The 26,251-nt window shown below is 61.6% G+C and carries 23 protein-coding genes and 1 pseudogene; 12 read left to right on the top strand and 12 right to left on the bottom strand.

The window, feature by feature from the left end; translation table 11 throughout:
- Window positions 1-204: 204 nt before the first annotated feature.
- Entirely contained in the window at window positions 205-678 is a 474-nt protein-coding gene (locus ACR3FF_RS18350; protein ID WP_472850158.1) for a DUF7992 family protein, read from the top strand.
- Window positions 679-1,209: 531 nt separating this feature from the next.
- Here ACR3FF_RS18350 and ACR3FF_RS18345 read toward each other — a convergent pair.
- Together ACR3FF_RS18345 and ACR3FF_RS18340 are read right to left on the bottom strand one after the other, a co-directional pair.
- Window positions 1,210-1,344, bottom strand: a complete 135-nt coding sequence (locus ACR3FF_RS18345) for a transporter (protein WP_458189556.1) — start codon at window positions 1,342-1,344, stop codon at window positions 1,210-1,212.
- Between the two features lie 51 nt (window positions 1,345-1,395).
- Window positions 1,396-2,730: a TIGR00341 family protein gene (locus ACR3FF_RS18340; RefSeq protein WP_458189555.1), complete on the bottom strand. Its 1,335-nt coding sequence runs from the start codon at window positions 2,728-2,730 to the stop codon at window positions 1,396-1,398.
- Window positions 2,731-2,897: 167 nt separating this feature from the next.
- On the opposite strand from ACR3FF_RS18340, the gene ACR3FF_RS18335 reads away from it, so the two are divergent.
- From ACR3FF_RS18335 to ACR3FF_RS18320, 4 genes are all read left to right on the top strand, one after another.
- The gene (locus tag ACR3FF_RS18335; RefSeq protein WP_458189554.1) at window positions 2,898-3,845 is read left to right on the top strand and encodes an alpha/beta hydrolase; all 948 of its coding nucleotides are present in this window, start codon (window positions 2,898-2,900) and stop codon (window positions 3,843-3,845) included.
- Between the two features lie 91 nt (window positions 3,846-3,936).
- Window positions 3,937-4,521, top strand: a complete 585-nt coding sequence (locus ACR3FF_RS18330) for a flavodoxin domain-containing protein (protein WP_458189553.1) — start codon at window positions 3,937-3,939, stop codon at window positions 4,519-4,521.
- Window positions 4,518-5,387: a hypothetical protein gene (locus ACR3FF_RS18325; RefSeq protein ID WP_458189552.1), complete on the top strand. Its 870-nt coding sequence runs from the start codon at window positions 4,518-4,520 to the stop codon at window positions 5,385-5,387. The genes ACR3FF_RS18330 and ACR3FF_RS18325 overlap by 4 nt, the downstream gene beginning before the upstream one ends.
- A 130-nt stretch (window positions 5,388-5,517) precedes the next feature.
- Window positions 5,518-6,579: an ATPase domain-containing protein gene (locus tag ACR3FF_RS18320; RefSeq protein ID WP_458189551.1), complete on the top strand. Its 1,062-nt coding sequence runs from the start codon at window positions 5,518-5,520 to the stop codon at window positions 6,577-6,579.
- A gap of 161 nt (window positions 6,580-6,740) precedes the next feature.
- Here ACR3FF_RS18320 and ACR3FF_RS18315 read toward each other — a convergent pair whose 3' ends face one another.
- Window positions 6,741-9,875, bottom strand: a complete 3,135-nt coding sequence (locus ACR3FF_RS18315) for a hypothetical protein (RefSeq protein ID WP_458189550.1) — start codon at window positions 9,873-9,875, stop codon at window positions 6,741-6,743.
- Window positions 9,876-10,180: 305 nt separating this feature from the next.
- Between ACR3FF_RS18315 and ACR3FF_RS18310 the strand changes: the two genes are divergently transcribed.
- Window positions 10,181-11,779 (top strand): outer membrane protein assembly factor BamB family protein, encoded by a 1,599-nt coding sequence (locus ACR3FF_RS18310; protein WP_458189549.1) that lies wholly within the window; start codon window positions 10,181-10,183, stop codon window positions 11,777-11,779.
- 161 nt (window positions 11,780-11,940) lie between these two features.
- Complete coding sequence (locus ACR3FF_RS18305) at window positions 11,941-13,125, top strand: aspartate kinase (RefSeq protein ID WP_458189548.1); 1,185 nt, start codon at window positions 11,941-11,943, stop codon at window positions 13,123-13,125.
- Window positions 13,126-13,264: 139 nt separating this feature from the next.
- On the opposite strand, the gene leuS is transcribed toward ACR3FF_RS18305, so the two are convergent.
- Window positions 13,265-16,162: a leucine--tRNA ligase gene (gene leuS / locus ACR3FF_RS18300; protein WP_458189547.1), complete on the bottom strand. Its 2,898-nt coding sequence runs from the start codon at window positions 16,160-16,162 to the stop codon at window positions 13,265-13,267.
- Between the two features lie 122 nt (window positions 16,163-16,284).
- Between leuS and ACR3FF_RS18295 the strand changes: the two genes are divergently transcribed.
- Complete coding sequence (locus ACR3FF_RS18295) at window positions 16,285-16,752, top strand: hypothetical protein (RefSeq protein WP_458189545.1); 468 nt, start codon at window positions 16,285-16,287, stop codon at window positions 16,750-16,752.
- Window positions 16,753-16,885: 133 nt separating this feature from the next.
- Here the strand turns inward: ACR3FF_RS18295 and ACR3FF_RS18290 are convergent, their stop codons facing one another.
- The 4 genes from ACR3FF_RS18290 to ACR3FF_RS18275 all read right to left on the bottom strand — a co-directional run bounded on the left by ACR3FF_RS18290 (window position 16,886) and on the right by ACR3FF_RS18275 (window position 19,128).
- A complete protein-coding gene (locus ACR3FF_RS18290; RefSeq protein ID WP_458189544.1) occupies window positions 16,886-17,338 on the bottom strand; it encodes a peroxiredoxin in 453 nt (150 codons plus the stop codon).
- A gap of 52 nt (window positions 17,339-17,390) precedes the next feature.
- A complete protein-coding gene (gene hsp14, locus ACR3FF_RS18285) occupies window positions 17,391-17,828 on the bottom strand; it encodes an archaeal heat shock protein Hsp14 (protein WP_458189543.1) in 438 nt (145 codons plus the stop codon).
- Window positions 17,829-17,871: 43 nt separating this feature from the next.
- Window positions 17,872-18,684 carry a prephenate dehydratase gene (gene pheA, locus ACR3FF_RS18280; protein WP_458189542.1) on the bottom strand — a complete coding sequence of 271 codons (813 nt, stop codon included), beginning with the start codon at window positions 18,682-18,684 and terminating at the stop codon, window positions 17,872-17,874.
- Window positions 18,685-18,807: 123 nt separating this feature from the next.
- Window positions 18,808-19,128, bottom strand: coding sequence for a hypothetical protein (locus ACR3FF_RS18275; RefSeq protein ID WP_458189541.1), 321 nt, complete (start codon window positions 19,126-19,128; stop codon window positions 18,808-18,810).
- Window positions 19,129-19,297: 169 nt separating this feature from the next.
- Between ACR3FF_RS18275 and ACR3FF_RS18270 the strand changes: the two genes are divergently transcribed.
- Together ACR3FF_RS18270 and ACR3FF_RS18265 are read left to right on the top strand one after the other, a co-directional pair.
- On the top strand, window positions 19,298-19,621 hold the full coding sequence (locus tag ACR3FF_RS18270) for a DUF7130 family rubredoxin-like protein (RefSeq protein WP_458189557.1): 324 nt from the start codon (window positions 19,298-19,300) through the stop codon (window positions 19,619-19,621).
- A gap of 30 nt (window positions 19,622-19,651) precedes the next feature.
- On the top strand, window positions 19,652-20,545 hold the full coding sequence (locus ACR3FF_RS18265; RefSeq protein ID WP_458189540.1) for a ketopantoate reductase family protein: 894 nt from the start codon (window positions 19,652-19,654) through the stop codon (window positions 20,543-20,545).
- 12 nt (window positions 20,546-20,557) lie between these two features.
- Here ACR3FF_RS18265 and ACR3FF_RS18260 read toward each other — a convergent pair whose 3' ends face one another.
- The 3 genes from ACR3FF_RS18260 to ACR3FF_RS18250 all read right to left on the bottom strand — a co-directional run bounded on the left by ACR3FF_RS18260 (window position 20,558) and on the right by ACR3FF_RS18250 (window position 23,548).
- Window positions 20,558-21,607, bottom strand: coding sequence for a lysylphosphatidylglycerol synthase transmembrane domain-containing protein (locus ACR3FF_RS18260; protein WP_458189539.1), 1,050 nt, complete (start codon window positions 21,605-21,607; stop codon window positions 20,558-20,560).
- Between the two features lies 1 nt (window position 21,608).
- Window positions 21,609-23,111, bottom strand: a complete 1,503-nt coding sequence (locus ACR3FF_RS18255; RefSeq protein WP_458189537.1) for a sulfatase — start codon at window positions 23,109-23,111, stop codon at window positions 21,609-21,611.
- A gap of 80 nt (window positions 23,112-23,191) precedes the next feature.
- On the bottom strand, window positions 23,192-23,548 hold the full coding sequence (locus tag ACR3FF_RS18250) for a NifU family protein (RefSeq protein WP_458189536.1): 357 nt from the start codon (window positions 23,546-23,548) through the stop codon (window positions 23,192-23,194).
- Window positions 23,549-23,781: 233 nt separating this feature from the next.
- Here ACR3FF_RS18250 and ACR3FF_RS18245 point away from each other — a divergent pair.
- Window positions 23,782-25,119, top strand: a pseudogene (locus ACR3FF_RS18245) (RNA-guided endonuclease TnpB family protein).
- A gap of 159 nt (window positions 25,120-25,278) precedes the next feature.
- Here ACR3FF_RS18245 and ACR3FF_RS18240 read toward each other — a convergent pair.
- Window positions 25,279-25,602 carry a DUF5783 family protein gene (locus ACR3FF_RS18240; RefSeq protein WP_458189535.1) on the bottom strand — a complete coding sequence of 108 codons (324 nt, stop codon included), beginning with the start codon at window positions 25,600-25,602 and terminating at the stop codon, window positions 25,279-25,281.
- A 164-nt stretch (window positions 25,603-25,766) separates the two neighbouring features.
- On the opposite strand from ACR3FF_RS18240, the gene ACR3FF_RS18235 reads away from it, so the two are divergent.
- Window positions 25,767-26,066, top strand: coding sequence for a cupin domain-containing protein (locus ACR3FF_RS18235; protein WP_458189534.1), 300 nt, complete (start codon window positions 25,767-25,769; stop codon window positions 26,064-26,066).
- Window positions 26,067-26,251: the final 185 nt, after the last annotated feature.

Below are 26,251 nucleotides of genomic sequence, written 5' to 3'. Positions count from 1 at the left end.
GGAGGGGAGCACTTGTGACAGTGCCACAGGACACCGCATGCCGAGTCCGCAACCCGGACAGACGACGCTTGCGACGTTTCAGTCCTGAAACCTCTATAAGACTTCCCTTGTAGGAAGCCTCGCCCTTTCGGGCGGGCGAGGATGTCACTCCGTCTCGTTTAAAACTGCTATGGGCTTTATTGTGTTTCCAGTGAAACTACTGGTATGGCGCTCGATATTGAGGTTCCGGAACCACCAGACCTCTCGAACCGAGGAATGCCGCGCGAGTTCGAGTGGCAAGAAGAGACGCTCGGGTCAGAGGACTTCTACCGCGAGGACATCGAAGACCTGCTCCAGGAGGGTGCGTGGAAGGAGGGATTCAACGAGTGGACCGAGTACACGAATCTCGATGAAGAGCACGTTCGAATTGTCAGCGACCTCGGCCTGTTCCAAGCGTTCGACTTCTACTGGGATCCCACCGACGACCGCCTTCGCTTCGACGCCCCAACGATTTCGGACGACTGGCGGGAGCGAAACGCGACTGAGTCGCTCGATTCGAGCACGGTTTCAATGATCGACGGTGAGATGGACGATCTCGGCCGAGCGGTACAGGAGGTACTGGAGGACTACCTCGAACGGAACGACGAAGCGTCCGACTATGGTTGGGGTGAGGAAACGTACGGCAAACGCGAGGAGTGATTCCAGTCGCTACACTCTGTTCGACGACGTCCGAGATACAGATTTCTCTGTAGTAAGCAATCGCCCCTGCTCCTCGATTGCGGTCGGAACGTGCTGACTATGCGCGCTGTATTCAACACAGGTGCGATTACTTCTCTAGTCGCTGTTAGAAGTGTATACTAGATACGGAGGAGACAGCCACCACGAGACAGACTCGTATCGTCAGAAAATTCAAAACCAGTAGCGCGCATATTCAGTCGTAATGGTAAGTATCTTATCAGTAGTATTCCCTGGTGGTCTGGGTGCTGTAGTCGGGTTCTTGTTTGCGGGTATTCCGGGAGCCGTCATCGGTGTCCTTGTCGGAATCATTGTTGGAACCACTATCGGTCGACTCGACGAACTCGAACGGCGTGTCGACGAACTCGAAATTCGATCACGATCGTCGCGCTCAGTGGATAGGTAACACGTCGACGTTACTGACGTTACGCCTCGGGAGTCGGCCGGGAACTATCGCGGACTCGCCCCGCTACCGGGACGAGTAGCGGTCGCCTGCTAGCGGTCGGTCAGGACGCGGAGTGCGACACCGACGAGAATCGTGACGACGCCGAGAATCGTCGCGACCGGTGGAATCGGAACGAACAACAGGACGATGCCTGCGAGCAGCACCATCGTCGAGAGTCGAACCATACTCCGTGATACCGTCGGTGGCCCGTTAGAAGTTGTGGCAGATGCGTTCTCCTACGGCGATACCGCCGTCGACGCGGGGCGAAGCCGATTCTCCGCCGAGGGTGCCGTCGAATCGACCGTCCGTGACTCCGTAAATTCGACGGTGACCCGGACGTTCCCGTTCGTTCGACGTTCGATTCCTCGCTCCAGTTGCCCCGCGAGGTCGGCGTACCGCCGATTAGACGTTCGGCTCACTCGCACCGTGACGTTCGTCGGTTCTGCTCGCCAGGTCGGCCCGCCGTACGCCGCCTGGACGCTCGAGAGCGAGAGATTCGTGTAGGCCGGTCGGTCGAGCGTCGTCTCGACTTCCCGGTTGACCGACTGTGCGAATGCGATGTTCACCGCGGTCAGATAGCCGGTGCCCAGCGTCGCCACCAGGAGGAGGACCATCGTTCCGTACACGGCGAATCGCTGGCCGGAGGGAATCGACGCTCGAAACGAGCGGTCCGCCGCTCGCCAGCGGGGTTGGTATCCCATGGCGGCCAACGTGAAGAATCCGCCGAGGTTTATCGCGAGGACGTTGACCAGCAAGAGGAGGAACGCACCGAGGCCGAAAATCGGGGCCATCCACGCGATTGCGAGGCCAGTCGCTGCGGCCGCGGGAATCAGTGCCGCAGCGATCATGACGCCGATGAGCGCCGTCGATTGCTCGGTCGTGTACCCGAACGCGCCGACGATACCCGCGATGACGGCCCCAACCGTCGACAGGAAGGTGGGTGCGAGTCGGACGCCGACCAGTTCTATCTGCGTGATTGCCAACCCCGGCGGGACGAAGCCAGTCCAGCGAACGAACCAGCCGAACAGCGTCGCGCCGACGATGGCGATACCGAGACCGAGGGCCTGTTCTTTGATGCTGTTGACGAACAGTTTCCAATCACTCAAGAGCACACCTGCGGGGGCCGCGAGGGCGGAACTCGCTTGCGGCGCGATTATCATCGCACCGATGATGAGTGCTGGCTGGTCGAGCAAGAGTCCAGCAGCCGCGGCGACGACGCTCAGGACGGTGCCGAGGTAGTAGAGCTGATACGGCCACTGAATCTCTCGAATCTTCGCGTGTAGCTCGGACTTTGCGAGCTTTCGGACGGCGGACGAATACTCCTCGCGGAGGTCGGAAAACGTCGACGTCTCGACGAGCTCCGCTTTCGTCACGACCGTGTAGGAGTCTTCGTCGACGCCCGCTTCCCGCAGTTCGTCGAGAATCGGAGAGACGGCCGCAGTCGGGAGCGGACAGAGGACGAGAGTACCGTCGTCTTCGGAGACGGTAGTGAAATCCGCATCGTAGTCGTCGAGGATAGACGTGACGTCCGCGATGTGGTCGTCAGAAATTCGAACGTGAAGCTCTCGCATCGACTAACGTATCGCCGTTCTATCTTCTGTAACTTCTGGCCGACCGAGTGTCGAAAATTTACGGTGCCGCGCGCGGGCCGTCTCGGTCCGCGGGTGTCGACGGAGCGGTCGGTCTGGACGATACGCAGAGCTATGCCATTCGGTATCGTACGACGCAACGGTTTACAATGGCAGCATCGGAACCACATCCGGAGATGCAAGCGATATTCGCCGAGCGGACGAAACGCGGTGTTCCGCGGTTCAGTTCGCTCTCTGTCCGTGGGGCACGCGAACTGCTCGAGAACCTCTGGACGCCCCCAGAAGAGCCCGAACCCGTCGCTTCGGTGCGAGAGTTCACCATCGACGGTCCCGCGGGCGGGCTCCCGGTCAGAATCTACACGCCCGACGGTTCGGGGCCGTTTCCGGTCCTCGTGTACTTTCACGGCGGCGGCTGGGTGATGGGCAGTCTCGATACGGACGACGGCATCTGTCGGGCGCTGACGAACGCGACCGAGTGTGTGGTCGTCTCGGTCGACTACCGACTCGCGCCGGAACACCCGTTCCCGGCCGCCGTCGAGGACTGCTACGCCGCGACGAGGTGGGTCGTCGAGAATCCGGGAGTGGTTCACGGTGACCCCGACCGCGTCGCCGTCGGTGGTGAGAGCGCAGGGGGGACGCTTGCCGCCGCGGTCGCACTGTACGCTCGGGACGACGACGGCCCGCCACTCGCACATCAACTGCTCATCTACCCACCGACCGATTCTTCTTTCGACACCGCGGGCGACGACGGGACCGCCGAATGGCTGGTGTTCACGAAAGCGGACGAGGAGTGGCTCTGGGACCACTATCTCGAGAGCGACTTCGACGGCCGAAACCCGTACGCGTCACCGCTCCAGGCGTGCGACCTGCGGGGACTGCCCCCCGCGACTGTTCTGACCTGCGGCTTCGACATCTTGCGCGGCCAGGGGGTCGCGTACGTCGAACGACTGATGGAAGCCGACGTTCGGGTCAACCACCGACATTACGAGGACATGATTCACGGGTTCGTCGGGTTGCTCGACGACCCGGAGGTGGACCGAGCGCGGGAGGCGGTCTCGGACATCGGCAGCGATCTTCGGACGTCCTTCGAGCGATAGGTCCAACCCCACCACCGCTGTATTCTCGTGGGATGAGAAACAGCGTCGCTGGTTACGTCGGTTTCTAGCCAACTAGCAGACGTGAACTAACATGGCTACGTTTCTCGTGTTCTACGGTACCGGCGAAGGACAGACGGCGAAAGTAGCGACTCGCATCGGTGAGGTGCTCGTCGACCGGGGTCACGACGCGACGATAGTCGACGCCGACCAACCCCTGACAGACTCGGTCGACGATTTCGACGCGGTGTTCGTGGGGTCGTCCATCCACGTCGGCAAGCATCAGCCTTCGGTGGTGGCGTTCGTCGACACGAACCGCGACGCGCTGGCGTCACGACCGAGCGCCTTCTTCCAGGTGTGCCTGTCTGCCGCTTCGACCGACGAAACGCGGCAGGCGGAAGCCGTGCGGTACGCCGACGAGTTCGCCGACGCGACCGACTGGCATCCCGAAACGGTCGGCATCTTCGCGGGTGCGCTCCGCTACTCGGAGTACGGCTTCCTGAAACGACGGTTGATGAAACGCATCGCCAGGGAGGCCACTGGTGATACGGACGCCTCGCGGGATTACGAGTACACCGACTGGGACGACGTCGAACGGTTCGCCGGGACCTTCGCCGCATCGGTCGAGGCGGAACGCGACGGTGTAACCGAGGCGGATGCACGGGAGGTACGACCGTGACTCCGTCCCGCGTTTCGATTTCTCGGCCGTACGTCGTCGCATCGCTCGCGACGCTCGCCCTGACGGTGGTCGCAACCGTCGTCGGCCTCTTCGTCCCCGGTCTCTATCGGGACGCGCCGTCCCAGCTTCCGCAACTTCTTGGACAGGACCTGGTGACGCTCGTCGTGGCCGTTCCGGTGCTCGCCGTCTCCCTGTACTACACCGCTCGTGGGTCGCTCCGTGGGTACGTCGTCTGGCTCGGCGTGACCGGCTACCTCCTGTACACCTACGCCTCTTACGCGTTCATGACGGCGTTCAACGAGCTGTATCTGGTCTACGTCGCCCTGTTGGGTCTGACGCTGTTCACGTTCGTCGGTGGGATGGTTCGACTCGACGCCGCGACCCTGAAGCGAGCGGTCGGTGACCGGTCGGTGCGGTCGTACGTCGCATTTCAGCTCGTCGTCGCCCTCATGGTGGCGTTGTTGTGGCTGTCGGAGATTCTCTCGGCCACGCTCGACGGCACGGTTCCGGAGAGTATCGTGACGGCGGACATCCCGGTGAACGTCATCTACTCGCTCGACCTGGGCGTTCTCGTCCCCGCGTTCGTCCTCTCGGCGTACTGGCTCTGGCGCGGGCGGGCGTGGGGCTATGCGTTCACCGGCGTCCTCCTCGTGAAAATCGCGACCCTCGGACTGGCCGTGCTGGCGATGGTCGTCTTCCAGGTTTCGGACGGTCAGACCGTACCGTTGCCCCAGATCGTCATCTTCGGCCTGCTCAGTCTCCTCGGCGTCGCCCTGATGGCCCGGTTCGTGCTGTCGATTCGTCCCGGGCGTGAGCCGGGGGCCCCGTCTCCGTCTACCCAACCCGCGGAGACGCCGGGGGGATGAGACGGTGAGCGGCGACAGCGGTTCGACGGTGTCCGGCGACGGCTAGCCCTCGTCCGTCGTGTAACGCGACGACCGGAGGCAATTCTCGATTTTCCGTAGTTTCATTTCGCTCGGACGCTTACGCTGGCTTATGAGTGACGTTTCCGGTGACGACGACCAGAACCGGTGTGATTTCTGTCGTCTACCACGTCCCAGCGAGTCGGTGACGCTCGAATACGAGTCTGTCACGTACGAGTTCTGTTCGGAGACGTGCCGGAACGAGATGCGAGAGCACGACCGGGTGTTCACCGAGTACCACGGCTTCCGCCAGCTCGATACGGGCGTCTCGGCGCTGGACGACTTCCTCCCCCAGGGACTGCCGCGGAACTCCTTCGTCTTGCTCTCCGGCGAGGCGGGCACCCGCGACAACGCGATTCAGGCAGAACTTGTCTGGCGAACGCTCCAGCGTGGCGAACCCGCCGTCGTCGTGAGTTTCACCGAACCCCCCGTCTCCGTGGTCGAACAGTTCCTCTCGATGGAGTGGAACGTCTTACCGTACCTCGAAACGGGCCAACTGCACGTCGTCGACTGTTTCACCTACCGGGTCAGCGACCGCAAGCGAATGTTCGCCCGGATGGACGAGTGGAACCAGTTCCTCCATCGGGTCACCCTCGCCGCGACGACGACGGTTCGTGACCCCGGCGACACGAGCGAACTCCAGCACAAACTCGACAACTGCCTCGAAGCGCTGACGATGAGCGATACCGGCATCGTCGTCATCGACTCGCTGACCGAGTTCGGGACGCTCGTCCAGCCGGTGCAGGCGTACGACTTCGTGAAAGACCTGCGGGCCGACGTCTGCAAAGGGCGGTTCGTCCCGGTGTTCGCGGGGGCCACCCTGGTCAGCGAGGAGGAGACGTTCCCACACGACCTGGGCTACGTCGTCGACGGTATCGTCAACCTGCAACTGAACGGCACCATCATCGAGGACGTACTCGTCAAGCGGATTCGAATCCGGAAGATGAACAGCGTCCTCGCGATTCCGGAGTGGGTCGCCTACGAGTACACCAGTGCCAAGGGGATGGTCACGTTCGACCCCCTCGAAGAACTCGAGAAGTCAGAAACGAGGCTCGACGAATCGAGCGAATCTGCATCGGACGAACAATCATCCCCTGCTTCGGACGACTCCTCCGAAATCGACGCGACCGAATGAGTGCCCGTCGTCGACGCCAGCCCCTCTCCAGTCGACGTTCGCCCGGTTTGTGTCTCGGCGGTCTTCGTTCGAGTCGACGATGCACGTACCGCGTCGACCGCTGACGGGAGGATGTCCACCAGCGATGCGGTGAAATCCTGCCTCGTTTGGCGAGACGAGTTTCAAACGGAGTCTTCGAAGACGGCGTACCCGACCGCTTCGGTGGTGTGGTTTGTCTCCGTGTCCGCACTCTGTTCTTCTTCGACTTTCACCTCGACACCGGTTCCCGACAGGTTCCGGTAGCGCAGGTTGGCCGTGTCGGGTCCGTCGAACGTTTGCAGGTCGGCGACGAACTGTGGGGTGTCGTACTCCTGCTGGAAGCTGATCTGCGACCACTCGTCGGTGACTCCTTCCAATCGTTGGACCTCAAACGCCGTCCCATCGACCTCCCCCGTCGCCTGTTCGAGCCCGACGTAGCCGACCGTCTCGGCGTTCGGGTGGACGTCGTCGTTGGCCTCTTCTTCCTGAACTCGCACGTCGAACGAACCGCCCGAGACGTTCTGTAGCCGGGTGACGATCGGGTCGCCCCCGTTATACGTCTGTGCCTGGGCGAGGACGACCGGCGTCTCGGGGAAGAAGTCGTTTAGCGACACGGTGACGAAATCGGTCTGGACGGACGCATTCCCGGCTTTGATCCGGTATGCCGACCCATCGTCGAGTTGTAACTCGCGTTCGACTGGTCCCGTGGCGAGCGTGTGGAACGTTTCGCTGACGTGGGACCCGTCGAGGTACTCCCACTCTTCGAGCTTGTACTCGAAGGTGCCGTCGGCGGCGTTCCGGAGGCGGGTGTGAGCCGGATGGGGGCCGTCGAACGAGAGCGGCTTCGCGATAACGATGTCGTTCGGTTGCACGATCGATTCGGCCTGTTGCCACTGGTTTCTACTCGTCTGGTTACTACTGGAGACGGTGTTCGTTCGTAATGTAGCGCCTTCGAAGACGGCGTATCCGACCGCTTCCGTGGTGTGGTTCGTCTCCGTGTCGGCACTCTGCTCTTCTTCGATTTTCACTTCGACACCGGTCCCCGATAGATTTCGATATCGGAGGTTGGCTGTGTCGGGTCCATCGAACGTTTGCAGGTCGGCGACGAACTGTGGCGTGTCGTACTCCTGTTGGAAGGTGATCTGAGACCACTCGTCGGTGAACCCTTCCAATCGTTGGACCTCGAACGCCGTCCCATCGACTTGCCCCGTCGCCTGTTCGAGCCCGACGTAGCCGACCGTCTCGGCGTTCGGGTGGACGTCGTCGTTGGCTTCCTCCTCTTGGACACGCACGTCGAACGAACTGCTCGAGACGTTCTGTAGTCGGGTGACGATGGGGTCGGGGCCGTTGTACGTCTGTGCCTGGGCGAGAACGACTGGTGTCTCCGTGCCGAAGGAGTCGTCCAGCGACACGGTGACGAAATCGGTCTGGACGGACGCGTTTCCGGCTTTGATTCGGTATGAAGAACCATCATCGAGTTGCAAATCGCGTTCGACTGGTCCGGTGGTGAGCGTGTGGAACGTTTCGCTGGTGTGGGACCCGTCGAGGTACTCCCACTCTTCGAGTTTGTACTCGAAGGAACCGTCGGCGACGTTCCGGAGACGGGTGTGAGCCGGTTGGGTGCCATCGAACGAGAGCGGCTTCGCGATGACGATGTCGCTCGGTTGCACGGGCGAATCGGCCTGTTGCCACTCGTTTCTGCTCGTCTGGTTGTTACTGGTGATCGTATCCGTCAGGGGTGTCTCTGCGTTCGGATCGAACGGTTCTCCATCGACGGTCACGGTCGCTGGTCCCTCCGTCTCTATCGAGACGATGCCGCCGGTCACGTAGAAGGCGAACACACTCCCTGCGGGAACCGTGCCAGTAGCGACCGCCGAATTCGGCGGCCGTCTCGGCCCGCCGTCCTGTCCCCAAGACATGGTCACCGTCGCACCATCGTTGCCCGCCGGGAGGACGTACTCGCCGGCGGTGATCTGGTAGGTCGTTGGCGAATCGTTGCCCGTGTTGTCGATACGGACGAGTTGTGACGGCTCCATCGGCACCTCTCCGAGCGGAGGTGGACTCACTAGTGGTGGTGTCGTATCCGGCGGTGTCGGATTACCGTTGGTGGTCATCCGATTCCGGACGTACGAGGAGTTGGTCTGCGGGCCACTGCCGCCAATAACTCCGGACACCGTCCCCCACGTGTCCGGGACCTGTCCGATCCAGATGCCGTACTCGGAGTCGTGGTCGTTGGTGACCTGGACGTCCTCGAGTTGGAGGTATTCGAGATTCGCGGGCGTGCCGTCGCTCATCCTCGACTCGTACGTGTAGATTGCGTCGTGATTCTTCGTGGAGTTGTAGCTGATGCGGACGTTTCGGACGTTGATGCGTTCACACGGCGTCGGTGCCGTGATCGGCCCACCGCAACTGCTGTCCAGGTAGCGATGATAGAAGTCACTATCGCGAACGGTAAGCGTTCCATCGTAGGTGTTGATGCCCGCCGACGGATCCGCGGGCTCCGTCGCTTCAGCGTTTACACCACGTTGAAGCGAGCCACCGGACCACGCCTGTGTCGGGTGTTGGGCGTTCTTGATCGACACACAATTACGAACGACGGTATTGCCGCCAACTCGCATCCCATTCTGTGAGTTGCGAACGAAGCAGTTCAGGATTTTGAGCCTTCCTTCGGGTTTCTTGGCGTATATCGTGTTCTCGCCCCAATACTCGAACCAACAGCGGTTGAACGTGAGTGCGCCATTCGACGATTCGACCAGTATTGCCCGGCGGTTACTCGCTTCGGTCGGTTCACACGACCCCTCGTGAAAGTAACAGTCCTGTAAGAGCCCACGAGTGCCTTCTGCCGACGACAACCGAAAGTAGGTTCGCGCATCGCTTGAGGTGTTCGATCCGACGTTGTCGTCGGTGGCCGCTCGAACTTTTCCCCGGGTGATGAGTCGTCTGAGCTCCCAGTTACCAGCCTCGGAGTTCATTCGCACGAACGGCGGCACTGCCACGTTCCGCATGTCGAGTTCGAATCCATCTAGCACGAATCCGTTCGAGTAGACGTCGACCCATCGAACGCTATCACCCGACTGACCCGGCACTAAGCGCGCACCGTCTGGTGCGAGAAGTTCGAGGTCGTCGGTGCCCGACTGAACGACGAGTTCGTTGAGCTCGTACGTTCCCGGTGGAAAGATGATGGTCGTGTCGCTCCCGACGAGGTCATCGAGAACGGGGTCGATAGCGCTCTCTCCGGTATTGTCTGCTCCTTGTTCGACGATATCGTAGGTCGGCATTTAAACACCTCCTCTCGACGAATCGTGGACCGCTGCTGTCCGTGTATCTGACCCGTTCCTCTGAGCCCCTGCATCAAAAATCCGTGCTCGACTCTCGGTAATTTCTCCACGTCGCATGACTCATATAATCGCCGATCATTTCATTGTTATATATAGCCTGAAGATAGAATATACTCTTCAGGAAGTCCATAACAATGTTCGTGGCAGTTGGTTTTAGCACGTAACAGATGAGCGAAAAATCACACTCGCGAAATTATCGTAGTCGTAGAACGTTTCTGAAAACCGTCGGTGTCACGATGGGGGCCGTGGGTCACGGAAGCACCGTCATCGCTACCGAAAACGAGAGCGACGGCGGCCACAAACGAGACGACTGGTGGCCAGGACTACGCTCTGGACCGGCGCGGACAGGAACCACCGACAGTCGTGGTCCAAGGCCGTACACCACTCTCGACTGGAACATGGACCTGGACGGTAGTATGTATAACATCGAACCCATCGTCTTCAACGAGACGGTCTATCTTGCCGTGACGACGAACAGCAACGTCGCCGATAGCCACGGATACCTCGGTGCGTACGACCTCGACACTGGCGAGGAGAAGTGGAGACGTACCGACCTCCCGGCTCCGAAGACGCCCGCGGTCGACGACGACGCGGTCTATTTCGCCACGCAAATTTTCGAATCTCCTCATCCCAGCGGTGGTTTCTACGCACTCGACGTCGATACCGGCGAGACGATGTGGACCCACACAGAACACGAATCGTGGTCCCCGCCGGTGGTCTCGGACGACCTCGTTTTTACGTCGAATCGCGACGGCACGTACGCATTCTGCTGTGCCGACGGGGATCCCTTCTGGGAAACGGATGGCATCGACGGATTGGGAGACGACGTCGGTGACGCGTTATCCTACATCGACGAAACCGTCTTCGTCAGCGACGGACGGGCAATCGACGCCGACGACGGGTCGATTCTGTGGTACGTCTCCCCCGAAAACGGAACGCTCGGCAGCCCTGCGGCCCACGACGATATGGTGTACTACGTTCGAACCGAGTATCTCGTCGGGGACGATGACCACGTCGTCGTCGAAGCGCGATCGGCGAACACCGGGGCGCTCGAGTGGACCTACGAATCCGAGGGCAGCAATACGTGGGACGGGCGACTCGCTATCACCGACGACCACGTGTTTTTGGTCGACATGAACACAGAGGGCGGATCCGTGATAGCGCTCGATGCCGAGTCGGGCACGAAAGCATGGGCGACACCGGTCGAAGGAGCGTTCTTCAGCAGTCCTGTCGTGGGTGACCGAACGATGTACCTCGGCGGCCAATACGTCCCGGAGTCGACGTCATCAGCAGGTCGAGCACTCGTTCACGCCATCGACTGTGCGACCGGCGACAGAGAGTGGTCGTACTTGTTCGACAGCAGTGACCTCGAAACGTCACCGGAAGACCCACCCGCTGCCGGAACGCCCATTGTAGCGGACGGAAAACTGCTCACTGCGACGTATCCGGCTGGTTCGACGCTCGACTATCAATACGTGAACTACTCTAACCTCTTCGTCCTCGAGTCGTCGGGCAAGCGACCGAACTCGGACCACCGACTCCCGACGGACGACAAATCGGACGGCCGGTGTGGCTTCCCGAAACCGGAAGCGTGCATCGAAGCGACACCGAACTTGGATTCGGACGACCTCGACGCTGGAGATGCTGTCCGGCTCGATGCGTTCTGTTCGACGGGAGACGAACTCAAGTACAGATGGGATACCGACGGCGATGGCCAGTACGAGGAATATGGAGGTTCGGTCCGTGTAGCCGTACCAACCAGTGGGTCGTTGGTCGTCAAACTCCAAATCATGGACGCCAACGGTGACACCGATACGACGAGCGTCTGCATCTCTGCGAATTGACCCTCTTTTTCCTCGGTGTGCAGTCGTCCCCGACGACTTTCTCGCGGAGATGCTAACGGAAACGAGCAGTTGGCAGAAATTCCGGACATGAAAGCAGTTATCTGGCCACCGTTGCTATGTCTGCGCATGAATTGCCGACCACTGGAACACGGGGTGGTTCGGTGCGTGTAGTCGCCAAGTTCGGGGGGACCAGCCTCGGAAGTGGCGACCGCATCAACCGGGCCGCAGACTCCGTCGCCGCCGCCGTCGAAGCAGGACACCAGATTGCCGTCGTCGCCAGCGCGATGGGGAACACGACCGACGAACTCCTCGAGGAGATTCACTTCGAGGCCGACGAACCCGACCGCGCCGAGATCGTCAGCATGGGCGAGCGAACCAGCGTCCGGATGCTCAAAGCCGCACTCTCCGCACGCGGCGTGGACGCGATGTTCCTCGAACCGGGGAGCGACGACTGGCCCGTCATCACCGATTCGCGCGGGGAAGTGAACGTCGAGGAGACCAGACGACGCGCCGCCGAACTCGCCGCCCAGATGGACGGCACGGTGCCGGTCATCACGGGCTTTCTCGCCGAAGACGAGGACGGAAGCGTGACGACGCTCGGTCGTGGTGGGAGCGACACGACCGCCGTCATGCTCGGGACGTTCATGGACGCGGACGAAGTCGTCATCGTCACCGACGTCGAGGGCGTCATGACCGGCGACCCGAGCGTCGTCGAAGGGGCGCGCAACGTCGGCGAGATTACGGTGGACGAACTCCGCAATCTCTCGTTCCGCGGGGCGGAGGTCGTCGCACCCTCGGCGCTCTCGTACAAGGACGACGACCTACACGTTCGCGTCGTCCACTACCAGCACGGCGACCTGCTCACCGGCGGGACGAACGTCACGGGTCAGTTCCAGAACTTGATCGACATGCGCGAGGAGCCACTGGCCTGCCTGACCGTCGCGGGGCGGGCGATGCGAAATCGCCCCGGCATCCTTGCCGACCTCTCGACGGCACTCGGCGGGAGCGACATCAACGTCGACGCCGTCGCCAGCGGGATGGACAGCATCACCTTCTACGTCGACACCGACGTCGCCGAGCGTGCGGAGAACATCCTCCATCAGGAGGTCATCGAAGAGGAGACCCTCTCGTCTATCACCGTCGACGACCCCGTGGCCGTCATTCGTCTCACGGGTGGGGAACTCCCCAATCAGCCGGGAATCATCCACGAACTCGTCGCGCCTATCGCGGACGCCCACATCAACATCCACGACATGATAACCAGTGCGACCAGCGTTGCCGTGTTCGTGGACTGGGACGACCGCGAGCAGACGCTGAAGATACTACAGGACCACTTCCAGCAATAACGACGTTCGATTCGGCGACCCGGTCTTTCCGGGTTTCGTTTCAGTCTCGTTCTCGCGGTTCGGGGACGGAACGTTCTCTTTTGCGATTTTGCGAGTGCGGTGACGACTTTCACCGACACACGGCGAGTACCCCCCGTTTCTAGCCTTCCAGATGGACGGCGGGGCGCAGTGGCGTCGCGTGTCGGGCCTTGTCCGCCGGGTCGTGGGCGTCCTTGCCCTCGCGGTAGATTTCCACCTGGGCGTCGAACTCGCGCTCGAAGAATTCACGGGCGTCCTCGTACACCGCCAGTTCGTCGACATCCGACAGCGCCGCGACCTGCTCGCTCGGTCGCTCGCGCACGTCCTCCGCGAGTTCCTGCACCAGTTGGTTCACCTCGTCGCCCTTCTCGCGCAGTTCCTCGTCCTGCATGACCTCGCCCATCACCGCGCCGACGTTGGGGCCGCTCTCGACGACTTCCGAAAGCACCTTCCGCTTCCAGTCGGCGGCGACGTACATCCTGACGATGTCGGGGTCGGTTTCGGTCACGTCCACGATGTCACGCACGTCGTCGGTCAGCCCCTCGACTAGCTCCTCTTCGAGTTCGGTCGCCGTGCTCTCGAACTCGGGGTTCGGTTCGGGCCACTCGGCCTCGGCGATGGGGTCGCCCGTCAGGCACTCGTGGAGTTCCGTCGCCATGAACGGGACGAACGGCGCCAGCAGGCGCAGGCGGGTGCGCAGGACCTCGCTGAGCGTCCAGCGTGCACCCGGCCTGTCGGTGTCGGTGCGCTTTCTGTACCACTTCAGGTGCTCTTCGAAGCCGTAGAAGGCGGCTTGACTCGCAGAGCGCGTCTCGAAGCGGTCCATCGCGTCCGTCGCCTCTCGCACCGTCGCCTGCAGTTTCGACAGCAACCAGCGGTCGATACGTCGCAGGTCGCGTTCGCCTTCGTCGCCCTGAATCGTGTCGATAGCGCGGTTCCAGAACCGCCGCAGTTGGTTCTGCGTGCTCTCGACCTGCTCGGAGCGCCAGTCGTAGTCCTGCCACGGTTCGGCGCTGTTCATCAGGAAGAATCGGACGGTGTCCGCGCCGTACTTCTCGATGGCCTCCTCCGGCAGGACGACGTGCCCCTTCGAGGAGGACATCTTCTGGCCCTCCAGCAGGCCCATGCCCATCACCGTGATACCCTGGGGCCAGTTCGGTTGCTCGAACAGTTCCGCGTGGTGGAACAGGAAGAAGGTCAGGTGATTGCTGACGAGGTCGTTGCCGGAACAGCGATAATCGACCGGATACCAGTAGTCCCACTCCTCGCGCAGCGAGAGTGCAGTTTCGTCGGGGGTATCGACCGCCTCGCGACCCTCGCTCCCAAAGAACAGCGTATCGAAGAACTCCCTGTCCATCTCCTCGGGCGGCACGTCCGCCAGTCGGTGGGCGATGGTGTAGTACGCCATGTAGATGGTCGAATCGGACAGCGGTTCGATGACGAACTCGTCGTCCCACGGCAGGCGCGTCCCCAGGCCGTAGTTGCGGATGCAGGGCCACTCGTTCAGCCAGTCGATGGTATGGTCGTACTGCTCACGGGTGTTCTCCGGGATGGCGTCCAGTCCGGCGACCGCCTCGTGAGCCTCCTCCTTCCACTCGGGGTCGTTGTAGCGCAGGAACCACGTCTCCTGTTCGGCGACCTCGACTGCCCCGCCACAGCGACAGACGACCTCCTCGGTGAACTCGTGCATCGTCCCGAACGACCCTTCCTGCTGGAACTCGGCTTTCAGTTCGTCTCGGACGTCCTCGACCACCTCGCCGGCGTAGTCGCCGTACATCTCGCGCAGCGTCCCGCTGTGGAACTCGCGGTTGTAGACCTCCTGTGTCGCCTCCTTCAGCGCGGGGTCTGTGGAGTCTCCGACGCCGTGTTCCTCGACGGCGTCCTTCGCGGGGTACTCGCCGTAGCCCTCCACGTCGATGATGGCCTTCGGTTCGATGGCCTCGACTTCGGCGGGGTCGATGCCGTACGCCTCAATCCGGGTGTCGGCGTCTCGCGGCTCGTCACCGCTCGCCCCTTCCGCGGCGCGTCGCGCCGCGCGCTTCGCTTCTTGCAGAGCCACCCAGTCGTCGGGGCTGTGGGCCGGGACGGACATCACGACGCCGGTGGCGTTGTCGGCGTCCACGAACCCCGCGGGCAGGACGAGTACGTCGTCGCCCGTGATGGGGTTCGTGACGTACTCGCCGACCAGTCGCTCCCCGGTGACGTGGTCGTGGACGGTCACGTCGTGAGCCTGCAGTTCTAACTTCTCGGCTGCGCTCTCGGAGACCAGCCATCGCTCGCCGTCGACGTCCGCTTCGACGTAGTCTGCGTCGGGGTCGATGTAGGCGTTCGTAACGCCGTGGACCGTCTCGGGGCGCAGGGTCGCCATCGGAACCGTGAGTCCGTCGGCATCGAACTTGACCAGGGTGTATTCTTGGAACTCGGCTTCCTCACCTTCCAGCAGGTCGTGGGTCGTGACGGGGTTCTTCTCGTTCGTGCAGTACTTGACGGGATGCAGCCCTTTCTCCAGCAGACCGCGGTCTTTCAGCGTCTCGTACTGCCACGTGATGAACTTCGAGTAGCGCTCGTCGTTCGTCGTGAACTCGCGCCGCCAGTCGATAGACAGTCCCAGCGACTTCATGTTTGCCTTGTAACTGTTCTCGATGAAGTGGCGGGCGTACCCCATCGGCGTCTCCATCTCCGCCAGGTTCTCGTCGGAGACGTTGTAGGTGTCCTGCAACACCGACATCTGGTTCTCCTCGCGCTTTTTCAGGCGCTCGACGGCACCGACGATGGGCGTCCCCGTGACGTGCCAGGCGATGGGAAACAACACGTTGTCGCCCTGCAGGCGGCGGTAGCGCGCCCACACGTCCGGCACGGTGTAGGTGCGGGCGTGTCCGATGTGCATCCCGCCGCTCGGATAGGGGTACGGTACCGTGACGAAGGTGGCCTCCTCGTCGGACGGGTCGACCTCGTACTGGCCGTCTTCCGCCCATCGAGACTGCCACTTCGACTCGATTTCCCGCGGGTCGTAGTCCATACAGGTCATTCCGTATTGGCGATTAAAAGAACTACCATACCTGACTGTCCGGTCTGTCAAGTTGCGGTAATTCTTGCCACTAGTAGAAACACTGACACGATCATCCCGAGTGAGGCCAGCTCGTGGGCGAGTTCGCCGAGACCGCACGCGATTACGTTCGCGCCGCCCTCACCGAGCGACTGCCCCGGTTCGCGTGGCGGACGGAACACCGAATCCGGCGCACCCCGGTCGACGTGGTGGGGGACACCGCCAAGCATTTCGTCACCGTCGAACTGGAGTGGCGCAGGGTTGACCCCGTCAACAACACGGCGAAACTGTTCTACTACGTGGACCAGGGCGAACTGGCGGCGTTCGAGCGAATCACGGTGTTCCAGGTGTTCATGGGCTACTACGACCTCGATTCGGGTGGCGTCTCCTCCAAGCGCGAAGTCGCGGAGTTCGTGGGAGACGTCGCCGCCGATTCGTTCGCGCACGTCTCGTTTCACCCCGTGACGTTCGGACTCACCCCGCCGAAACGCGGCAGCGAGTGGCCCGAGGAGTGGGTGTCGGTCGCGGAGGAGACGGTTGACGACATCGTGCGAAAGCTCTGATTCGATTCGATACCCGACGGGGACGATTTCGAGGTGTCGTTCGAAATCGAGAGAGTGTGCGGAACTATCGGAGAGCCACCCGGAAACGAACTTCCGTAGTGTCCTCGAAAAGAAACGCCGGTCGGAGCCGTCCTTACTCCAAGGTCACCAGTTGGTCGTCCAGCATGTCTGACAACACTTCCCGAGCGTGGCCGTCGGGGTCGACGCCGCGATAGACGGCCTGCACTTCGCCCTCGGCGAGGACGAACGTCGTCCGGGGCGCGGCGTTTCGCTGGACTTCGACGCCGAAGGCGTCCGCGATGTCCCCGTCCGGGTCGGCGAGCAGGTCGAAGCCGAGGTCGTACTTCTCCGCGAAGGACTCGTGGCTCGCCACGTCGTCGGTCGAGACGCCGTAAACTGCGACGCCGGCGTCGCGGTAGGTTTCGAGTTCCTCGTTGAACTGCTTCGCCTCGACCGTGCACCCGGGCGTGTCGTCGCGGGGGTAGAAGTACACGACCGTCGGCGCTTCGAAGGGCGGCGAGACCGTCTCGCCGTGCTGATTGTTGGCGGTCACGTCGGGCGCGTCGTCACCTGCTTCGAGAGCCATGTCCGGTGGTAGCGCCCGGAGAAAAAAGCCGCTTGTGGTTACGGGTTTCGCCCTATTCGACGTCGATGGTGTGGGACTCGTCGCTCCCCTCGACTTTCGGGAGCGTCACGGTCAACACGCCGTTTCGGTACTGTGCGGAGACGTTCGACTCGTCTACCGGGTCGGGAAGCGTGACGGTTCGGTGCATCGACCGCTGGCTTCGCTCCTGTCGAATGTAGTCTTCGTCGCTCTCCTCCATCTCCGACTCGTGTTCGGCCGCGATTCGAAGGCGGTTGTCTCGAAGCATGATCTTCATGTCGTCTTTCTCGAATCCAGGCAGGTCGGCGGTGACCACGAACTGGTCTCCCTGGTCGGCGACGTCGACCGAGATTCCACCGGTTCCCCAGTCCATCTTACCGGATTCGAGTTGGCGTCCCATGCCTTCGAACTGCTGGCTCATCCGCTCGAACATTTCCTCGATTTCTTCGAAAGGATTCCTTCGTCTGGCCATTGTTTTACCCCAACGGAAGTTGGATGCGCGGACCCTTAAAAATTCACGCCGACCCGAACAGGACGTGCTCTTTGTCGTACGACCCGAGACGGCGCACCCAGCCGTTTTCACAGAGTGCTTCGAGTTCGGCGACGGCTCGTTCGGTGCGGTCTTCGTACAGTCCGGCCTCGAAATCGAGGTGGAAGACGTAGTCACCGAGGCGTTCACCGCTCGGACGCGACTCGACTCGGGTGAGGTTGATGTCTCGCTCTGCGAACGGTTCGAGAAGCGACAACAAGAGTCCGGGGTAGTTCGCACCGGGATAGACCACAAGCGAGGTTTTGCCACCGGCCTCCGACCTGTCGCTCGCGGGCGCGACGACGAAAAATCGCGTCGCGTTCGAGGGTTGTTCCTGGATGTCCTCCGCGAGGACGGTCAACCCCTCGGCGTTGTCCGGGTGGGCGATCGCCGCCACCGAGGGGTCGGCGCGGGCACGCTCGACACCGCGGGCGGTACTGGCGACCGCTTCCCGCTTTGCGTCGGGATACTCGGCTTCGAGGTACGTTCGACACTGCGCCAGCGCCTGTGCGTGGCTGGCGACCGTCTCGAACGTCTCGCTCTGAGCGAGCAAGGCGTGGCGAATCGGTGTCACGAGTTCGCGGACGACCGCCACGTCGTTCTCGGCGAGCACGTCTAACGTGGCAGTGACGCTTCCTTCGATGCTGTTTTCTATCGGTACCACTCCGCGAGGATACTCGCCATCGGCGACCGCTTCGACGATGGCAGTGACCGACTCGCGGAACTCGACGTCGTCGGCGACGGCGCTGGCGGCGCGATGAGAGTAGGTACCCGCCGGGCCGAGTGTGACTGCCTGCATGCGGGTGAATCTCTGTTCGGCGGGCAAAAGCGCGTCGGAGGCGACAATCCATCGGCCGACGGACGGGTCCGATTGCCGTCGAATCCACCGTGTGCTATCGGTAGTCTGCCGTCTATCGGCAGTTCACGTGTGTTCGTGGGCGGTCTTGCGGTCGACCAACTTGTAGAATCGGCTCGTGTTTCCGTCCTCGGTCGTCTCTTGATAGACGAACGCCAGGTCTTCGGATTCGAACTTCTCGAACCATGCTCGCCACTCGACCGGGACCAACTCGTCGTGGTCGTCTGCGGTGTCGGGAAACTGGAGACGGAGGATTCCTGCACCCTCGTCGGCAGTCGATTCGACCGTCGCAGGCTCGCCGGCGCGGTCTTCGACCCACTCTCGAATCGTCTCGTGATTCGTCGTCACCTGACTGTGTTTCGACTCAAATCGGATATCGCGTGACATAATTCCGCACCACTCGTCCCTTTGTTCCGTCGTTCCGCGGGTGAACGTGATGCTTGCGCTAGCAGGGCAACTACTGACGGGGAGCGGTTCGAGCGTGTCCGCTCCTGCCCGCTCACGAAAGCGCGGGTCGGCGGTCGGATTTAAGGAGCAGAACGACGAAACTTCGGACATGGTTGGCGACTCTGGAGAACGACCGGACGAAGAGATCGACACGGAGAAACTCGACCTCGGAGAGGGCGTTTACGACCACGAAGGAAACAAACTCGGAACCATCCGCGGCTTCGACGAATCGGGGTTCTACGTCACGATGCGCGAGGGCTACGAGGCGCTCTCCATCGGCCACGCCCGCGCAGGCCACGAGTTCGGCGAAGCAGAGCTGATGTGGCGCTGTGCGATTTGCGGCGAGATGGGCGATTTGGACGGCGGCATCCCCGCCGAATGCCCGGACTGTGGCGCGCCGAAAGAGGACATCTACTACTGGACGGAAGACTGAGTTTTTTACCCCCCGCTTCTTCGGTCGGGTATGGACATCGTCGTGTTCGGTGCTGGAAGTCTCGGTAGCCTCGTGGGCGGTCTGCTCGCCCGCGAGCACAGCGTCACACTCGTCGCGCGCGACCCCCACGTGAGCGCAGTGCGCGAGTCGGGTCTCGCCGTCGACAGCGAGTTCGACTTCCGCGTCTGGCCGGACGCGACCACCGACGGAACCGACCTGCACGCAGACTGTGCCGTGGTGACGGTCAAGTCCTTCCACACCGCCGAGGCCGCACGACAGTTGGCGACCGGTGAGTTCGACGCCGTCCTCTCGCTCCAGAACGGGATGGGCAATGAGGAGACGCTGGCCGAACACCTCGCTTGCCCCGTCCTGGCCGGTACCGCGACCTACGGCGCAGTGCTTTCGGAACCCGGGTTCGTCGAGTGTACGGGCATCGGTGAAATCGTCCTCGGCCCGCGGGAGGGCGGCCGTTCCGACGTGGCACGCCGTGTCGGCGACGCCTTCACCGACGCCGGAATCGAGACGGCGGTCGCAGACGACATGCCGTACCGACTCTGGGAGAAACTCGCAGTGAACGCGGGCATCAACCCGACCACCGCACTTGCCCGCGTGGAAAACGGGGCGCTCCTGGCGGGCGACGCACACGAGATTGCGGCAGACGCCGCCCGTGAAACCGCCCGCGTTGCGCGTGCCGAGGGAGTCGAACTCACCGACCAGGATGCCGTCGCTGCAGTCGACGTCGTCGCAGAGGCGACCGCCGCGAACACCTCCTCGATGCGCCAGGATTTCGACGCCGGACGGCGAACCGAAATCGACGCGATAAACGGCTACGTCGTCGCTCGGGGGCGTGCGCTCGGCGTCGAGACACCAGTGAACCGGACCCTCGCCGCGCTCGTCTTGGTGTGGGAACGCGAGAATACCTGACGACGGGGTGGGTTACGAACGCACGATGACGAACAGCGCGGCCAGCCCGCTGACCACCAGCACGAACCAGTAGCTCGCGAACCGGTAAACGATGGCGGTGGCCACCGCCGCACTCCACGGAATCGCCGGAACCAGTCCGACGATGAGGATGGCGAGTGCCGCCTCGACACCCGCCAGTCCGCCCGGCGTCGGCGTCAGTCCGGCCAGCGTGCTCGCGGGGACGATGAAGAGCACGAGCACCAGCTCGATGGGGAGGCCGAGCGCCCGTCCCGAAAAGTACAGCGGGAGGGCGAAGAATATCCACCCGGTGTACGAGAAGACGAGCGCGAACAGCAGTTCGCGCGGCTCCTCCGCGATACGCTCCAACGAGCGGTAGAATCGGTTGATGCGCTTTCGGATACCCTCGACCGTGATGCGATTCGTCCGTGTGACGATGGGGCTGATCAGTGTGAGCACGAGGTCTTCGACTCGCTGTCGATAGCGCCACCCGGCGTAGGCGAGTGCTGGAACGCCGAACGCCAGCACGACGAGTCCCTGCGCGAGCGTCTTCGCGTTGTCCGGCAGCGAGGCTTTGAGGAGCAGATAGCTCAGCCCGAGCGCCGCGAAGTTGAAGAACGGCAACAGATTGAGCAGGTCTGCCGTCACGACGCTGGCGAGGCTGTCCTCGTAGTTCGCCTCCGTGTCCCGCGAGAGGATGTAGGCGATGAACGGTTCCCCGCCCGCCTGTCCGAGCGGCGTGATGTAGTTGGCGAACGTCGCCGCGAAGTAGGTGACGACGAGGCGTCTGAACTTCACCTCGATGTCGAGTACCGCGAGCACGATTTGCCAGGCTTTGCCCCAGGCGGCAAGTCCGACGATGGTCGACACGCAGGCAATCCAGACCCACGTGTAGTCGGCCCCCTCGAGCGCGTCGAGCACTCGACGCCACCCGGCGACCATGACCAGCAGGTAGATGAGGATGCCTGCGACGACGAACCCCAGCAGTAGCTTTCCGGTGCCGAAGCGTTCTGATAGTCCTGCGGACAGCGCCTTCCCGCCGTCCGATGCCGACTCGTCCGTCACGTTAGTCGATGTACCCGAGGTCTTGGAGTCGGTCTTTGGCGTCGTCACTCATGTCACCAAGCACGTCGTCGTCGGAAACCTCTTTCCACTCACCGCCGACCGTCTCTTCGAACGCCGAGAGCGCGGCTTCGAGTTCGACTTCTTCGTCGCTCCCCTCGCCACGAGCGTTCGCGAGTTCGCCCGGGTCCTCGTCCAGGTGGTAGAACTCGTCTTCGATGCGCTCGTTGCGGATGTACTTCGCGTCCGGTCTGCGGGCGGCCCGCATCCGCGAGTAGAACCGCGAGTTCTCGTCGAGTTCGATGTTCGCCCGTTTGGCCTTCTCTTCGAGTTGCTTCAGTTCGACTACGGGCCGGTAGTACTCCACGAAGGCACACTCGCCGTCGCCCGGCACGTCCTCGGCGAAGGTTCGGTAATCCGTGTTGAGAAGCGACCGCGCTTCGTCGAGCGGTCTGGTCGAGTTCGTCCCAGAAACGTCGGTGTGGTCGAGGACGGTGTGATAGAGGTCGATGAGTTCGACCTGTTCGTCGCTCACGTCGGCGTCGAGTTCGGGATGTTTGACCAGCAGCGGTACGTTGACGAGGGGGTCGTAGATACAGAACTCGTGGCCGTAGAGGTCGTGTTCGCCGTGGAGTTCGCCGTGGTCGGCACAGATGACGATCATCGTATCGTCCCACTCGTCGTTCGCCTGCAGCCACGAGAACAGTCGTCCGAGCTGGTCGTCGATGTGTCGGATTTCGGCGTCGTAGAGGCCACGGATGGCGTCCCACTCGTCGTCGTTGATGTCGCGGGCACCGCAGTTGTACTCCTTCGAGTTCTGGCACACTTCGGTCGAATCGACGCCGGGTGCGAACTTCTCCCTGTACTTCTTCGGCGGGTGGTAGGGGAGGTGGGCGTCCATCAGGTTGATGAACGTAAAGTACGGCCCGTCGGCGTCGTCGATGAACTCGATGGTGCTGTCGATGACCTGCGGCGTCTTCGAGTCCGCCCCCTCACCGCTGGCGAGGTACTCGTGTGCCACGTTGCCGAGGCTGACCAGTTTGTCGGCGACGGCACGCAGACGTTCGTTGTCGTTCATCATCTTCCACGCCTTCGCCATCGGCCCGGAGAGGAAGTCGCCGGGCATCACCTCGAAGAAGTTGTCCTGGTCGTCGAACCCGTCCGTGAGGTGCGTGTAGGGCGTTATCCACGCGTTCGAGGAGTAACAGGCCGTCTCGTATCCGTTCGCGGAGAGCGTCTGTGCGAGCGTCGTCGCGCCCTCCAAGTACGGGTTTTCTTGACTCGCACCGTGCTCACTGGGGTACATTCCCGTGAAAAGCGAGGCGTGTACCGGTAGCGTCCACGGAGCAGGGGCAACCGCCTGCTCGAACACGGTCGCGTCTTCTGCGAACCGTTCGAGGCCCGGCGTCGTGGGTCGGTCGTATCCATACACTGATAGGTGGTCTTTCCGAACAGTATCCATGACCACGAATACGACGTTTTGCGCCGAGGCGTCGTCGTTCGTCATACTGTCGCCTGCTACATCGTCCGGTGGGATAAATATCGTGATTCGAGGCGTGGAACCGGCCGAAAACTAAAAATACGGGATTAGAACGGTGCCTGTGGACCTTCGTCCTCTTCGCCGTCGTCGGTCGTCTCACCGGGGAACGATGGACTCATTCCGCCGCCACCGCCACCGCCACCCATCCCTGTGTCGGCGTTGACCTTCTCGATTTCGGGAATCTCCTTGACCATTCGGCTCTTGATGGCCTGAATCGTCATCGGGGAGATGCCACAACCACTGCACGCTCCGCCGAGCATGATGGTGACCTCGCCGGTCTCGCGGTCGATGTTCTGGATGGCGGCGCTCCCGCCGTGCATCTGAATCTGCGGGAAGTTGCGGCGAAGGAAATTGCTGACCCGCTCTTCCAAGTCGTCGGCCTCTTCTTGAGTGTCGGTGCTCATGTTCCGGGGTATGGTGCCAGCCTCCTTAGGCCTTTCCACTACCCGCAGTTCGAAATCGGGCGATGCTCACAGGTCACGCTCCGAATTTCGACCGTTTCACCGGTGTTCCTAACAGAATATTTATATACGACTCCAGTATCTATCGGTCATCGATGAACCAATCTTCCTACAAGGAGGGAATCTCGGCCTGAAGGCCGGGAGGGAATCCGAAGGCTACGTTGTCAACGATTCCGATGGCGAATAAAACGCTGGAAGCCACGCTCGCACCGCCAACGCGATGCAAAGAGCAACGTCTCCAGCAAACGCTGTCCAAGTACCGTGACGCACTACACGACGCCTTCGAGCAAGATTGCGATACGATGAGCGCCACGAACGACGTGGTGACGCCGTACAACCTACCGTACCAAGCGAAAGACGCCCTCAAATCCTACGTCCCCAAACTCCACAACACGTACAACGCACAGGAGTTGGACGACGAACACCCGCTCTGATTCGTGAATCGGGCCGGGAAGTTCGACCGCGACACCTCGCGCGAGTACGAAATCTGTTGGAACGTTCCACAACCCGGTCACGGAACCAACTTCTGGATTCCGCTCCGATTGAACCCCGAGCAAGAGGAATTGTGGGACGACCTACTCGATGGGGAGTCGAGTACGGAAGTGGGCGAACTTCGCTTGCAGAAACATCGGAAGACGTGGACGCTCTACGTCACCGTCGAATACGTGGTCGAAGATACGTCTGAGATACCCGAGAACCCGACTCGTGTTGGCTTTGATATTGGGGAGTCGATGCTGGTCACGGGCTGTGCCCTCCAGCACGACTCTCCCACCAAACCGTTGCTCATCAACGGGAAAGAAGCCAAGCGACTCCGCAAGGAGATGTACACGACGCTCAAGCGTCTCCAAGAGCGAGACGCTTCGGAGTGGCGCGTCGAGGAACGATTCTCGTACTACCAGAACCGCCTCACGGACATCATCGAGAAGGCTTCTCGTGAGTCCGTCGAGTACACCAAACAGTTTGAGAATCCCGTCATCGTGATGGAGGACTTGGCGTACATACGCGAGTCACTGGATTACGGGAAGTACATGAACCGACGCTTGCACTCATGGGCGTTCGCTCGCTTGCAGGGCCGTATCGAGGACAAAGCACGGGACGCGGGTATCCCGGTCAGGTACGTTCACCCGCAGTACACGTCGAAGACGTGCCACTCGTGCAAACTCATCGGGTATCGACCTCGGCAAGCCGAGTTCAAGTGCAAGAACCCGGACTGTCACGTATCGACGTTCCAAGCAGATATTAACGCGAGTGCGAACATCGCACATCGCGTAAACCCGTGGGGAGAGAGCCTGCCGTGGAAACAAGCAGGCGATGACTCGCCACAGGACGGGAGCGGTTGTGACACCGCCACGAGACAGTCGCAAGAACGAGACACGAACGGTGTAGGAAGCCAGACCTCCGTGAGGAGTGGTGTCGATGAAAATGCTGAGTCTAGCACCCACAGTAGTGGCTCTGCGGGGACGACGCAGACGACCTTGCGTGAAGCAGTCTCGAAACCCTCTCCCAACGACTAACTGGCATTCCCACCGTGTGGGAAGTCCCGCCTTTACGGCGGGGAGGATGTCACTGAAAGTACTGCTGGAGATGGCCGATGGATTCCGCGACGGCGGCGTCGACGAAGCACTCTCGGAAGGCGTCGAAGAGACGGCAGAACAGGCGCTCGACCGCGAACTCTAGGCCGATTCGAAGCCGAAGATACGCCGGAGTTCAGTCTCGATTCGCTCGACGTAGATGTCGAGTATCCCTTCTACTTTCTCGTCGTCGACGAGGACACCCTGGAGGCGGTCGGTCGGGTCGTCGGGTAGTTCGATACGGAACTCGCCATCACCTTCGTAGAATGGCTCGCTCTCGTTCAGAATCTGCTGGTCGATAGCGTGAATCAGTTCGGAGTCGTATCGCTCGTTCAGCTCGTTGAAGGCGTTCTTGTACGCTCGCTGGAGTTCGTTGAAATAGTGGACGTACTTGTCCTCGAACTTCTCGGGGTCGAACTCGGTCATGTCCGGAACGTAGAGAGGAGAGGGTAAAAATGGGACTATTCGAGGTGAGAACGACGTGCTGTTCGAAGAGGTTCGATTTACATAATTTTCGGCAAAACGTGAAGTGAATCCGCATCCTATCGAATACACGGGCCAGTCACGCCGACAGAACGCCTATCACGACCATGCCAGAAATCACGAATCTCGATGATCTGGAATCGACACCGCACGCAGAAGTCTTCGACCAGCAAGCACCACGGACGGTACGACTCCACCTCGAAGCGGGGCAACGAATCCCACCTCACCAGCATCCCGATAAAGACATCGTTTTGCACCTGCTCTCGGGACACGTCGGGCTCGAACTCGGGGACGAACAGTACGAGCTGCATCCGGGCGATATCGTCCGGTTCAGCGGCAATCGGGACATCTCACCCGCTGCAGTCGAAGAGAGCGTCGCCCTGCTCGTTTTCGCACCGACCCAGTAGTCCCAGAGCGCTTTTCTGCACAGACACGACGACGTAGCGAGCGTCTGCGAGAGAAGTTCCACTCGTACCACAGGTTCGGAGGATGTCGAAAATACAAACGAAATGGAGGTGAAGACCGGTGTTTCGCGGCTGAGGTGAGTGTGGGCTCGACAGGATCAGTGCACCGATTGGGTGGAGAGTCGTAG

This window comes from Haladaptatus ordinarius, from assembly GCF_054177595.1.
The sequence above is the reverse complement of the archived record's forward strand: the minus strand, read 5'-3'. Positions and strand labels throughout refer to the sequence as shown.